We start from the raw sequence: 12,424 nt of genomic DNA, 5'->3' as shown, positions 1-12,424 counted from the left end.
GGCTGCTACGCTCGGCCCGAAACGCGTCCGGCCGGCGCGTAAACGGAGAACACCGCCATGATGGCCCGCTCCCGCCTCACCCTGGTTCTCGCCGCGGCCTGGACCCTGGCCCTGACCTGCGTCCATGCCGCGCCGCCCATGCCCGCGCCTTCGGTCGATCCGGCCGAAGATCCGCTCATGGCCGAGGTCGGCTACATGGAACTGCACCCGGACGTGGGCTATCGCCAGCTCGGCATGGAGTCCTACAAGCGCGGCCATTACCAGACCGCGTTGCAGCACTACCGCCGCGGCGGTTATTTCGGCGACAAACCCTCGCAGGGCCTGGCCGCGGAAATGTACTGGAAGGGCGAAGGCGCGCCGGCCGATCGGGCCATGGCCTACATCTGGATGGACCTGGCGGCCGAGCGCGGTTACCGCGATCTGGTCTCCTTGCGCGAGCAGTACTGGGCCAAGATGACCGCCGAAGAACGCCAGCGCGCGCTGGAGCAAGGCCCGGCGGTCTACGCGGTCTATGGCGATCCGGCGGTCAAGCCGCGCTACGCGCAGCGCCTGACCCGGATGCGCAATCAGATCACCGGCAGCCATATCGGCGTGGACGTCGGCGTCGGCGCCAGCAGCGGCAACGAAGGCATGTTCCAGGAGCAGAGCAAGCTCGGCGGCCTGTACGTGCACGCCAACTGGGACCCCAAGCAGTACTGGGCGCGGCAGGACAAGTTCTGGAAACGGCGCTTCGGCGGCACGGTCAACGTCGGCGATATCGAGGCGATGAGCAAAGGCGAACCCGGAGCCGAGAAACTCCCGTCGGCGCCGTCGCCCAAGGCCGAACCGGCGCCCGCGCCCAAGCCCTGACCGGCGCGCCGCCGGACGGTCCGCCGCGATCGGCCCAGCGTCAAGTCTGTAGCGCCGCGCCCGCGCGGCCTAAACTGCGGGCATGGCCAAGCTCTATTTCTATTATTCGGCGATGAACGCCGGCAAGACCACGACCCTGCTGCAGTCGGCGCACAACTACCAGGAGCGCGGCATGCGCGTGGCGATCCTGACCCCGCGCCTGGACCACCGCGCCGGCAGCGGCACGGTCGCCTCGCGCATCGGTTTGCGCGCCGACGCCACCGCGTTCGATCGCGACACCGACCTGGAAGCGCTGATCCGCGCCGACATCGCCGCGCGCGGCGCGCTGCATTGCGTGCTGGTCGACGAATCCCAGTTCATGAGCCGCGCCCAGGTCTGGCAGCTCAGCGAGATCGTCGACGAATTGCGCATCCCGGTGCTGTGCTACGGCCTGCGCACCGATTTCCGCGGCGAGCTGTTCGAAGGCAGCCAGTATTTGCTGGCCTGGGCCGATGAGCTGACCGAGATCAAGACCATCTGCCATTCCGGCAAGAAGGCCACCATGACCGTACGCGTGGACGAAGCCGGGCGCGCGGTGCAGGACGGTCCGCAGGTCGAGATCGGCGGCAACGACCGTTATATCTCGGTGTCGCGCGCGGAGTACAAGAAGGTGATGCGCGGCGAGGGGACGATCGAGCCGTTGCAGCAGCCGTTGCCGTTGTCGAAATAACCTTCGCCGCTTAGCTCTTCTGGTTCAACGCCGCGCGGAAAAACTCATCAAGTTCCTCGCCGCGCCCTTCTCCCGCCGCCAGCCGCGGCGGCTGCGCGTTCATCCGCTCCAGCTCGGCGGCGAGAAAATCGCTGAGCGCCGGCACCCGCGGCCCGGCCTCGACCTCGGCGCTGCGGCGCTTGCGCACCAGCAAGGCATCGATCGCCTCGCGCACCGGCCCGCTGGGCAGCAAGCGCTCCAGCAGCAACTCGAACGCCATCGGCGGCGCGCCCAGCTCGCACTCGATCCACTGACAGGCCAGCACCGGCCGCAGCACGTACAGATATTTCTTGGTGCGGATGTTGTCGCCGCCCAGATGCGAACGGAACGTCCCGCTGGCCAAACTCAAATAATGATGCCAGGCCGCGACCGGCGAATAGAAACGCTCGGCGAGCCGATGCAGCTCGGTCGCCATTGCCTCATCCTGGCGGTACACGATCGGCGAGCGCAGCCACTCCAGCAAGGTCGGATTCGACTTGGACACCAGCCGCAGCGCCTTGCGCAGATCCCAGCCGCTCACGTCCAGGTCGCTGTGGATCGGCAGCTCGATCACATCGCGCTGCGCCTCGCCCGGCCCGGTGCGCTCGTTGACGCTCAGATACCAAGGCTGCTTGTGCACATAGACGAAGCGCGCGTCGTAGTCGCTGTCGGGCGAGGAAAAGCCCCAGCCGCGGCTGCCCGATTCGCAGGCGTAGACGATCCGCACCTCGTGCTCGCGCTCGATCGCCGCCAGCGCGTCGAGCACGGCCTGGCGCTTGTCCTCGGCGATGGGGTGGATCGGGTGCGGATCGGACATGGCGGCGCAGGCGGTGGGTCGGGCCACGCAGTGTAGCCGCGCATCGGCTTCATGCTGATCTCACAATCCGCGATCACCCTGCCGTATCGTTGCCCGCAACGCCCACCCCGACCGATCCGCCGATGCCGACGATCCAGACCGAACGCCTGTTGCTGAGCGAACTCACCCCCGAGGACGCCGCCTTCATTCTCGAACTGCTCACCGAACCGTCCTTCCTGGCCAACATCGGCGACCGCGGCGTGCGCGATCTCGACACCGCGGTGGGCTATATCCAGGACGGCCCGGTGCAGAGTTATGCCCGCCACGGTTACGGCCTGTGGCGGGTGAACCTGCGCGACAGCGGCGAGGCCATCGGCCTGTGCGGCCTGCTCAAGCGCGACACCCTGCCCGACCCGGACCTGGGTTACGCCTTCCTGCCGCGGCATTGGTCGCGCGGTTACGCGGTGGAAGCCGGCGCGGCGGCGCTGGATTACGGGCTCAAGACCCTGGCGCTGCCGCGGGTATTGGCGATCACCAACCCCGACAATCTGGCGTCGATCAAAGTGCTGTCGCGGCTGGGCCTGGGCTTTCAGCGCATGATCCGGATCGGCGACAACGACCTGCGCCTGTTCTCGACCGATACCGCCGCAATCGACGTGCCCGCCGATTCGCGCGCCACCGAGAGCAGCGACGCCTGAGTGCGCATCCGCTTCGCCGCCGCCGCGCTCGCCTTGTCGCTGCTGTGCGCCTGCGGCGCGCAGGCGCGGGCGCCGGCGGTGCGCGACGGCGATCTGATCTTCCACGTCTCGCGTTCGGCCCAGAGCCTGGCGATCCAGCGCGCCACCGGCTCGCGTTACAGCCACATGGGCGTGGTCCTGCACCGCGACGGCAAACCGTATGTCTTTGAAGCCATCGGCCCGACCGTGTACACGCCGCTGCAACGCTGGATCGCCCGCGGCGAAGGCGGCCGCTACGTGCTCAAGCGTTTGCGCACGCCGCTGAGCGCGCAGCAGCAGCGGCGCCTGCGCGAGCAGGCCGGCGCGTTCCGCGGCCGCGCTTACGACCTGACCTTCGAATGGTCGGACCGCAAGCTGTATTGCTCGGAGTTGGTGTGGAAGCTGTACGACCGCGCGCTGGGGGTGCGGATCGGCCGGTTGCAGCGGCTCGGCGATTTCGAACTCAACGATCCTGCGGTGCGGGCGAAACTGCGCGAACGCTACGGCCAGCGCGTGCCGCTGGCGGAACCGGTGATCTCGCCGGCAGCGATGTTCGATTCGCCGCTGCTGACCACGGCGGCGAGCGGGTAAGCCGCTAGGCCTGTCGGCGCCAGATCAGGCAGCGGTTGTTCGCCGGCATCGCCACATCCTGGATCAGGCGCAGGCCGATCCCCGCCGCCAACGCATCCACCGCTTCGAAATCGCGCACGCCCGAGGCCGGATCGCGCGCCTTCAACCAGCCGTCGAACGCGCGGTTGCTGTCGCTGCTGAATTCGCCGCCGTAATTGAACGGCCCGTACACCGCGACCGTCGCCTCATCCGCGAGCGCCGCGTCCAGGCCGGCGAAGAAACCGCGCACCTGCGGCCAGCCCATGATGTGCAAAGTGTTGGCGCTGAACGCCGCGTCGAAGCCGGCGTCGGCGGCCGAGCGCGGCGACGGCTCGAATCCCGGCACCGGCGTCGCCACCGCTTGCAGTTCCAGCGGCGCCGGCGTGTTCGCCAATCCCGCATCGTCCAGCCACAGCCGTATCCCCGGCAGATACTCCGCCTGGTCGGCGCATTGCCAGCGCAGCCACGGCATCGCCGCGGCGAAATGCACCGCGTGCTGGCCGGTGCCGCTGCCCACTTCGAGCACGCGGCGCCGGTCGGCGAAATATTGCTGCAGCACCGCGAGAATGGGTTCGCGGTTGCGATCGCACGACGGCGAATACAGACGTTCGGACATGGGCGCGATTGGGTGGCGATCAGTGGCGGGCCCCAGCATCGTCGTCGCATCGCGGTCGCCGCCGCAACTTCGGCGGCGTCAGCCGGCCCGCATCGCCGCGAACGCCAGGCCCGAGACCACGCCCAGCGACGGATCGCCGGCGACCAGCCGCGCCTGCGGGAAACACGCCTGCACCGCCTCGCGCACGTACGGCGCGCGCGACATGCCGCCGGTCAGGAACACCGCGGTCGGCGCATCGCCCAGGCGTGCGTCGATGTCCTCGGCGACTTCACGCAACAAGTCGGTCAGATAACCCAGGAACGGCTCAGCCGCGGTCGCCAGATCCGTTCCCGCGGTGGCCATCTCCAACGCCGGCTCGATGTACTCCAGCCCGGCGCGATGATGGCTCTGCGCGCTCAGCTCGACCTTGGCCGATTCCACCGCGCGGCTGAGCCGGGTGGTATTGCCGGGCTGCTGCAGCGCGATCAGGCGCGCGCCGAACGGCGCGTCGATTTCGCGGTACGCATCGCGCCGCTGGAAATCGCGTTGCCGGACCACGTCGTGCACCGTCGCCGCCTCGACGTAATGATGCGCCGGCACCCGGGTCGCGCCCTTGCCGAACAACGGCATGAAGCGCGACAGACTCAACGACAAGTCCACGTCGACGCCGCCGCGGGCGATGCCCCAGGACGCCAGCACCTGCGGTTCGGCCGCGCCGCCGACCTCGGCCAGGGTGATGTCGGTGGTGCCGCCGCCGATGTCGACCACCAAGGTGCGATGCCGCTGCGCGCTCTGCGCGTGATAGCCCAGCGCCGCGGCCACCGGTTCTTCGAGAAACTCCACTTCGTCGAAACCCGCGCCGGCCGCGGCTTCGCGCAGCATCTCCAGGGCCTGATCGCCGCCGGCCGCGCCCATCGAGCTGCGGAACTGCACCGGCCGCCCCAACACCGCCGCGCGCACGTTGGCGCCGAGTTGCTGGCTGGCGCTCAGACGGATGTGTTCGAGGATGTAACCGGCGATGCCGACGATGGTCTGGCGCACGTGCGGCGCCAATTGATAGCCCAGCATCGACTTGGGCGACTGGACCAGATTGCCGAAGCCTTCGCTGAGGTAAGCCTCGACCGCGTCCTCGCCGTAGACCGCGTTCTGCAGGCTGGCGGCGCTGGCGCGCGCCTCGCGCACCTGTTCTTCCAGCCATTGCCGGCGCACCGCGCGGATCGCCTCGCGGCGCAGGTCGGCGTCGGAACGCTGCACCGGCGCGGCGATCGCCGCCAGCGCGGCCTCGCGCTGATCGGCCGGCAAGCGCGCGGCCTGTTCGCGGCGCGCGGCCTGGGCCTCGTTGCCGGCGCGGGTCTGCTGAGCGCGGGCGCTGCGGACCAGGGCATCGACCTGCGCTTCCAGCGCATCGGTCAATTCGAACTGGCTCGGGTCGGGCACCGCCTCGGGGAAATACACCGTGGTGCGGAACTGTTGGTCCTCGCCGAAACGCACGGTGCGCACCTGTCCGTCGATCACCGCGGCGGCGGCGGAGTAACTGGTGCCGAAATCGATACCGATCTTCATGGGACTGGGGCGGTTTTGCGGCGGGCAAGGATACAGGGCCGATCCGCCGGAAGGATGAATCGCCCGCCGCTGTTCGGCCGCTACGGGTCCGTCGCGGCGCGTCCGGCGCGCAATCGCTCGCGCAGCAAAGTCAGGTCGGGTTCGGACAGATCGGCCACCGGCAAGGTGAAGAACTGGGCCGGGGCGGTGAACAGCATCCAGTAGCCCGGACGTTCCCAGACCTCGGTCAGGCTGGACCACGGGATTCGCCCCGAACCGAGATCGGACTCGATCGCCAAACCGTCCTGTTCGAACGCGATCAGCGCCTCGGGCTTGGCCATCTTGCGAAACCGGCCGACGGTATTGCGGTGGTGGACGAACCAGACCGTCCCGAACAACAGCGGCGGCAGCAACACCACCATGCCGAGCGCGCCGATCCACCAGGCCCGCTCGCCTTGCCAGACCTGGAAGACCACCAGCGCCAGCAACAGCGCCTCGACCGCCCACAGGCCTTTCTCGGCGACCACCGCGCGCTTCCACGCGAACGCGCGCACCGCGTCCTTGGCCATGGCCTCGGTGTACACCACCCGATGTTTGGTTTGCGATTCGCTCACGACCGATCTCCTTGCGGCCGCGAGTGTAGCGGCAAGCGGACGCGACCACCGCCACGCCGCCGTCTCACACACTGAGATTGCCGTCGCGTACAACCAGACGCCTTCCACCCCGACGCCGCGCCATGTCCGCTCTGATCGACCCGTCCTCGCGCGATCTCGTGCCCTCCGCCGCCAGCGCCCGCGCCCTGGCCCGCAGCGAGAGCGAGGAAACCGTCGACGCCCGCCACGGCGGCGCCCTGGCCGACCGGCTGCAGCGGCGTTACCGCGACCGCATCACCGGCCGCTTCACCCTGCCCGGCCGCGAAGGCCGTTACGCGCCGCTGCCCGAGGCTCTGCCCGAGCCGCTCAAGGCGGCGCTGCGCGCGCGCGGCATCGAGCGTCTGTACAGCCATCAGGCCGAAGCCTGGGACGCCGCCCAGGCCGGCGAGCACATCGCCGTGGTCACCCCCACCGCCTCGGGCAAATCGCTGTGCTACACCTTGCCGGTGGTGGCCGCGGCGATGACCTCCGGCGCCAAGGCGCTGTACCTGTTTCCGACCAAGGCCCTGGCCCAGGATCAGGTCGCCGAGTTGCTGGAACTCAACCGCGCCGGCGAGCTCGGCGTCAAAGCCTTCACCTTCGACGGCGACACCCCGGGCGATGCGCGCCAGGCGATCCGCCTGCACGGCGACATCGTCGTGTCCAATCCGGACATGCTGCATCAGGCGATCCTGCCGCATCACACCAAGTGGGCGCAGTTCTTCGAAAACCTGCGCTACGTGGTGATCGACGAAATCCACACCTACCGCGGCGTGTTCGGCAGCCACGTCGCCGGGGTGCTGCGGCGCTTGCGCCGCATCTGCGCGTTCTACGGCGTGCAACCGCAATTCATCCTGTGCTCGGCCACCATCGGCAATCCGCAGGCGCATGCCGAGGCGTTGATCGAACACCCGGTGCGGGCAATCCTGGATTCGGGCGCGCCGACCGGCGACAAGCACGTGCTGCTGTGGAACCCGCCGGTGGTCAACGCCGACCTCGGCCTGCGCGCCTCGGCGCGTTCGCAGAGCAACCGCATCGCCCGCATCGCGATCAAGGCCGGATTGAAGACGCTGGTGTTCGCGCAAACCCGGCTGATGGTCGAGGTGCTGACCAAGTACCTGAAGGACGTGTTCGACCACGACCCGCGCAAACCCGCGCGCATCCGCGCCTACCGCGGCGGCTATCTGCCCAGCGAGCGGCGCGAGGCCGAACGGGCGATGCGCGAGGGCCGCATCGACGGCATCGTCTCGACCTCGGCGCTGGAACTGGGCGTGGACATCGGCGGCCTGGACGTGGTCGTGCTCAACGGCTATCCCGGTTCCGTCGCCGCCACCTGGCAGCGCTTCGGCCGCGCCGGGCGGCGCCAGCAGCCTTCGCTCGGGGTGATGGTGGCCAGTTCGCAACCGTTGGACCAATACGTGGTGCGGCATCCGGATTTCTTCGCCGACGCCTCGCCCGAACACGCGCGGATCGCGCCGGATCAGCCGCTGATCCTGTTCGACCACATCCGCTGCGCCGCGTTCGAGCTGCCGTTCCAGCACGGCGAAGGCTTCGGCCCGATCGATCCGGAAGTGTTCCTGCAGGCGCTGGCCGAAACCGGCGTGGTCCATCGCGAGGGCGAGCGCTGGGAGTGGATCGCCGACAGTTATCCGGCCAACGCGGTGAGCCTGCGTTCGGTCGCCGACGGCAATTTCGTCGTGGTCGACCGCAGCGGCGGGCGCCAGACCATCATCGCCGAAGTCGATTACTCGGCCGCCGCGCTGACCTTGTACGAAGGCGCGATCCACATGATCCAGTCGGTGCCGTATCAAGTCGAACGGCTGGACTGGGAAGGCCGCAAGGCCTTTGTGGTGCGCACCCACGTCGACTACTACACCGACTCGATCGACTACACCAAGCTCAAGGTGCTGGAACGCTTCGACGGCGTTGATGCCGGCCGCGGCGACAGCCATCACGGCGAAGTGCACGTGGTGCGGCGCGTGGCCGGTTACAAGAAGATCCGTTACTACACCCACGAGAGCATCGGCTACGGGCCGGTCAACCTGCCCGATCAGGAACTGCACACCACCGCGGTGTGGTGGCAATTGCCGCAGGGCGTGTTGCTGTCGCGCTTTTCTTCCAAGCAGGACGCGCTCGACGGGTTTCTCGGCGCCGCCCACGCGCTGCACATCGTCGCCACCGTGGCGGTGATGGCCGATGCGCGCGATCTGCAGAAATCGGTCGGCAACGGCGACGGCGCGTGGTTCGCCACCCAGGACAAGGACGGGCGCGGGCAGGTAAGCGGCGGCCACGAGTTGGCGCAAACCGGGTCGACGGCGATGCTGGAAGTGCAGCAGTTCGTGCCGACGGTGTATCTGTACGACAACTTCCCCGGCGGCGTGGGTTTGAGCGAACCGTTGTGGCTGCGGCAGGCCGAGTTGATCGCGCGCGCGGGCGAGTTGGTCGGCCGCTGCGATTGCCGTGCCGGCTGCCCGGCCTGTGTCGGGCCGGTGTTGGCGAGCGATGAAACCGGTCAGTCGGTCACGCCCAAGGCGCTGACCTTGCAGGTGTTGCGGTTGTTGAGCGAAGCCGACGGCGCATGAGCATCGATCTGGCCAAGTTGCGTGCGTTGCGGCGGCAGGCGGGGAGTGTCGAGGCTGTTGCGGAAAAAGCGAATCTCCCCCGGCCCCTCTTTTCCAAAGAGGGGAGACAAGCGGTTGCGTCGCGATCTGCCGAATCATTCGCAAGCCCCGAAGCCGAGCCCGCCCCCCAAGCCGCCAACGCCAGCACTCCCCTCTTTGGAAAAGAGGGGCTGGGGGAGATTCGCTCTTCCCGCCCCGACATCGACGCACTCCGCCGCCTGATCGCGCTACGCGAACGCAAACCCGCGACGCCGCCCGATCCGGCCCCCACGCACGCGTCGCTCACGCGAACCGCCGCACAACGCAGCAGCAAGCCCGACCGCTCCCTCCCCGGCAAAGAAATCGCCCCCGGCCTGCACCTGATCCAGGCGCACCTGCCGCTGCCCGCAACCGAGTCGGCCTTGAACCTGGCCTTCGCCAAACGCCCCGACGACAGCCTCGACCCGCGCCGCCTGCTGTTCTTCGACACCGAAACCACCGGCCTGGCCGGCGGCACCGGCACCCGCGCCTTCATGATCGGCGCCGCCGATTGGCATCGCGATCCGCTCCACGGCGACGGCCTGCGCATCCGCCAACTGATGATCTCCACCCTGTCGGCCGAACCGGCGATGCTGCGCGCGTTCGCGCAATGGATCGCACCGGACACGGTGCTGTCGAGCTACAACGGCCGCTGCTACGACGCGCCGCTGTTGAACACGCGCTACCGCCTGGCGCGCATCGCCAATCCGCTCAGCGGGCTCGACCACGTCGACCTGTTGTTCCCGACCCGGCGCATGTACCGCGGCGTGTGGGAGAACTGCCGCCTGGCCACGATCGAGCGCGAACTGCTGCGGATCGTGCGCGAAGACGATCTGCCCGGCTCGCAGGCACCGGCCGCGTGGCTGCACTACCTGCGCGGCGGCTCTTCGTCGCTGTTGCGGCGGGTGGCCGCGCACAACCATCAGGACGTAGCGACCTTGGCGCAGCTGTTGCTTCGATTGATCCAGAGCCATCGCGAACGCGCGGATGCCGAGCCTGTGGTTGCCGCGTGAGCCGCCGCAAGGATGAAACCTTCGCAGCAAGCGTTGTCCCGCGGTCGCGGCTCGCGCCGCTCCTACAGGTAGCCCAGATCGATCCGCAGCCCCTGTAGGAGCGGCGCAAGCCGCGACCACGACACCGCGGCAACGGCGAAACTCGCACCGCGCAACGTCGCTTCATCGACAAGGCGCATCGCAACCCGGTTCGCAACAGTTACGCAACCGTGAATCCCGGCTGATCGCCCACCTCGCGACGTCGCACCGACTCGCTACACTCCCCGCCCGGCCTTCATGCGCCGAACACGCCGCCGGCCGCAGGCTCGCGGCACCGATCCCGACGAGCCTCGCCAGGAGCATCGCCATGTCTTCGCAATCGTTTGTCCGCACCGCCCTGCCCGTCGCCGCGCTGAGCCTGATCCTGGCCGCCTGCGCGACGCCGATTCCGCCGACCAACATCAGCCCGGCCGCCTGCAACGCCGAAGCCGCGCGCTGGGCGATCGGCCGCGCGCCGGACCAGGCCACGGTCGAACGCGCCCGCACCGAAACCGGCAGCCGCGATGTACGCGTGCTCAAGCCGGGCATGGCCGCGACCATGGATTTCCGCCCCGACCGTTTGAACATCGACGTCAACGAACGCGGCGCGATCACTGGCCTGCGTTGCGGCTGAGTTCGCACTCGCCTGGCCATCGCTGCGGCCGCGATCGGCCGTAGCGATTTCACCGGTTGCGCGGCCCGCGCCTCGCAACCGGCGTGCTGCAACGCGGCAGCGCAGCCAAGCGCGCCGCCGCCGCATCGCTCCAGCCTGTGCGCCCAGTCGCGGATTCGCGCCGAACGCGCGCCGCGTTAACCCGCGACACAGCCAAGCCGGCGCAGGCTCGCCGGATCGCGCCGAGCGCGCACCGCGAGGAACATCGCCATGCCGAACCGAACCGACGCCCACGCCGCCTTGCGCGGCCCGCTCGCGGGCTTGCTGCTGCTGGCCGCATTGCCGCTGGCGCTGAGCGCCTGCGCCAGCCCGCGCGCCGCCGATTCGATGCCCAGCTCGGCCGAGCAAAACGCCGCCGCCGGCCAAACCGCGGCCGAACCCGCCGCGCCTGCCCAGCCTGCGCCCATGCCCAAGCCGCCGAGCTGCAACGCCGAAGCCGCGCAGGCCGCCGCGGTCGGCAAGAGCGCCGACGCCGCCACCGTCGAGCGCATCCGCATCGCCGCCGGCGGACACAGCGTGCGCGTGCTCAAGCCCGGTCAGGCGATCACCAAGGAATACCTGGACGGCCGGGTCAACGTGCACGTCGACGCCAACAACGTCATCGTCGAAGTGGGCTGCGGCTGAAGCCAACGCGCACGGCGCCGCCGGCGCAGGCGCATGAACGCCATGCGCTGGCCTAAACTGGCGCAATCGTTTTGGTAGGAGCTGTGCCGATGCGCGCCTTCGCGCCCCGTTATCTTTGGCTCATCGCCGCGGCGCTGATCCTCGGCGCGTTGTATTGGAACAACGCGCCGCGCGGTGCCGGCGATCCGCGCACGCAAGCGCAAGGCCCGGTCGCCGACGCCACGGCGCCGCGCGCCGCCCGCCCCGCGCAGGCCGACGCCGACTATCCCGCGTTCCTGCCGGGCGAAGCCCACGACGTGCTGCGCCGGATCGCCGACGGCGGCCCGTTCGAACATCGCCAGGACGGCAGCACCTTCCAGAACCGCGAGCGCCGGCTGCCGCCGCAACCGCGCGGCTACTACCGCGAGTACACCGTCGAAACGCCCGGTTCGGACGATCGCGGCGCGCGCCGCATCGTCACCGGCGGCGATCCGCCCAGCGAGTACTACTACAGCGACGACCACTACCGCAGTTTCCGCCGTTTCGATCCCCCGTCCCAAGGAGCCGCGCGATGAGCGCCGTCGACCCGAGCGAACTGCTCGCCGATCCGGCCCAGGCCGGCGCCTACTTCGTCGACGCCCGCGACGCGCAGGCCTTGGCCGATGCCGCCGCCGGACTCGACTTCGCGGTCGCGCGGATCGACTTCGCCGGCTGCGCGGGCAAGGACGATGCGCTGGAACGGATCGCCCGCGGCTTGCGCTTTCCCGAATGGTTCGGCGGCAACTGGGACGCGTTGAGCGACAGCGTCAACGATTTGTCGTGGTGGCCCGCGCCGGGCTATCTGCTGCTGATCGAGCGCGCCGGGCCGTGGCAGGCCGCGCATGCCGACGAGGCGTCGGTGCTGATCGAAATCCTCAACGACGCCGCCCAGGATTGGGCCAAGGCGCGGGTGCCGTTCTGGGCCTTGCTGCCGTTGCCGGAAGCCGAACTGGCGCAGATGGCGCCATAAGCC

The 12,424-nt window shown here is 69.2% G+C and carries 14 protein-coding genes; 10 read left to right on the top strand and 4 right to left on the bottom strand.

Annotation, left to right across the window (positions count from 1 at the left end; genetic code table 11):
- The first annotated feature begins 57 nt into the window (after nucleotides 1-57).
- Complete coding sequence (locus V7787_RS08595; RefSeq protein ID WP_336087230.1) at nucleotides 58-849, top strand: hypothetical protein; 792 nt, start codon at nucleotides 58-60, stop codon at nucleotides 847-849.
- 82 nt (nucleotides 850-931) lie between these two features.
- Nucleotides 932-1,558 carry a thymidine kinase gene (locus V7787_RS08590; RefSeq protein ID WP_336087228.1) on the top strand — a complete coding sequence of 209 codons (627 nt, stop codon included), beginning with the start codon at nucleotides 932-934 and terminating at the stop codon, nucleotides 1,556-1,558.
- Between the two features lie 10 nt (nucleotides 1,559-1,568).
- On the opposite strand, the gene V7787_RS08585 is transcribed toward V7787_RS08590, so the two are convergent.
- Nucleotides 1,569-2,420: a nucleotidyltransferase domain-containing protein gene (locus V7787_RS08585; RefSeq protein ID WP_336087226.1), complete on the bottom strand. Its 852-nt coding sequence runs from the start codon at nucleotides 2,418-2,420 to the stop codon at nucleotides 1,569-1,571.
- Between the two features lie 95 nt (nucleotides 2,421-2,515).
- Here V7787_RS08585 and V7787_RS08580 point away from each other — a divergent pair, with 95 nt between their 5' ends.
- Both V7787_RS08580 and V7787_RS08575 read left to right on the top strand, forming a co-directional pair.
- On the top strand, nucleotides 2,516-3,070 hold the full coding sequence (locus V7787_RS08580) for a GNAT family N-acetyltransferase (RefSeq protein ID WP_336087224.1): 555 nt from the start codon (nucleotides 2,516-2,518) through the stop codon (nucleotides 3,068-3,070).
- Entirely contained in the window at nucleotides 3,071-3,679 is a 609-nt protein-coding gene (locus tag V7787_RS08575; RefSeq protein ID WP_336087222.1) for a YiiX family permuted papain-like enzyme, read from the top strand.
- 4 nt (nucleotides 3,680-3,683) lie between these two features.
- On the opposite strand, the gene V7787_RS08570 is transcribed toward V7787_RS08575, so the two are convergent.
- The 3 genes from V7787_RS08570 to V7787_RS08560 form a co-directional block, all read right to left on the bottom strand.
- Nucleotides 3,684-4,313 (bottom strand): DUF938 domain-containing protein, encoded by a 630-nt coding sequence (locus V7787_RS08570; protein WP_336087220.1) that lies wholly within the window; start codon nucleotides 4,311-4,313, stop codon nucleotides 3,684-3,686.
- A gap of 78 nt (nucleotides 4,314-4,391) precedes the next feature.
- Entirely contained in the window at nucleotides 4,392-5,855 is a 1,464-nt protein-coding gene (locus tag V7787_RS08565; RefSeq protein ID WP_336087219.1) for an Hsp70 family protein, read from the bottom strand.
- An 80-nt stretch (nucleotides 5,856-5,935) separates the two neighbouring features.
- A complete protein-coding gene (locus tag V7787_RS08560; RefSeq protein ID WP_336087216.1) occupies nucleotides 5,936-6,448 on the bottom strand; it encodes a YcxB family protein in 513 nt (170 codons plus the stop codon).
- Nucleotides 6,449-6,570: 122 nt separating this feature from the next.
- On the opposite strand from V7787_RS08560, the gene V7787_RS08555 reads away from it, so the two are divergent.
- The 6 genes from V7787_RS08555 to V7787_RS08530 all read left to right on the top strand — a co-directional run bounded on the left by V7787_RS08555 (nucleotide 6,571) and on the right by V7787_RS08530 (nucleotide 12,421).
- The gene (locus tag V7787_RS08555; RefSeq protein WP_336087214.1) at nucleotides 6,571-9,048 is read left to right on the top strand and encodes a DEAD/DEAH box helicase; all 2,478 of its coding nucleotides are present in this window, start codon (nucleotides 6,571-6,573) and stop codon (nucleotides 9,046-9,048) included.
- The gene (locus V7787_RS08550) at nucleotides 9,045-10,118 is read left to right on the top strand and encodes a ribonuclease H-like domain-containing protein (RefSeq protein WP_336087212.1); all 1,074 of its coding nucleotides are present in this window, start codon (nucleotides 9,045-9,047) and stop codon (nucleotides 10,116-10,118) included. Before V7787_RS08555 ends, V7787_RS08550 begins: the two co-directional genes overlap by 4 nt.
- Nucleotides 10,119-10,464: 346 nt before the next feature.
- Nucleotides 10,465-10,770, top strand: coding sequence for an I78 family peptidase inhibitor (locus V7787_RS08545; RefSeq protein ID WP_336087210.1), 306 nt, complete (start codon nucleotides 10,465-10,467; stop codon nucleotides 10,768-10,770).
- Between the two features lie 249 nt (nucleotides 10,771-11,019).
- Nucleotides 11,020-11,433, top strand: a complete 414-nt coding sequence (locus tag V7787_RS08540; protein ID WP_336087206.1) for an I78 family peptidase inhibitor — start codon at nucleotides 11,020-11,022, stop codon at nucleotides 11,431-11,433.
- Between the two features lie 89 nt (nucleotides 11,434-11,522).
- The gene (locus V7787_RS08535) at nucleotides 11,523-11,987 is read left to right on the top strand and encodes a ribonuclease domain-containing protein (protein WP_336087204.1); all 465 of its coding nucleotides are present in this window, start codon (nucleotides 11,523-11,525) and stop codon (nucleotides 11,985-11,987) included.
- A complete protein-coding gene (locus V7787_RS08530) occupies nucleotides 11,984-12,421 on the top strand; it encodes a barstar family protein (RefSeq protein ID WP_336087202.1) in 438 nt (145 codons plus the stop codon). Before V7787_RS08535 ends, V7787_RS08530 begins: the two co-directional genes overlap by 4 nt.
- The last annotated feature ends 3 nt before the right edge of the window (nucleotides 12,422-12,424 follow it).

Source organism: Pseudomonas sp. CGJS7, from assembly GCF_036961695.1.
The sequence above is the reverse complement of the archived record's forward strand: the minus strand, read 5'-3'. Positions and strand labels throughout refer to the sequence as shown.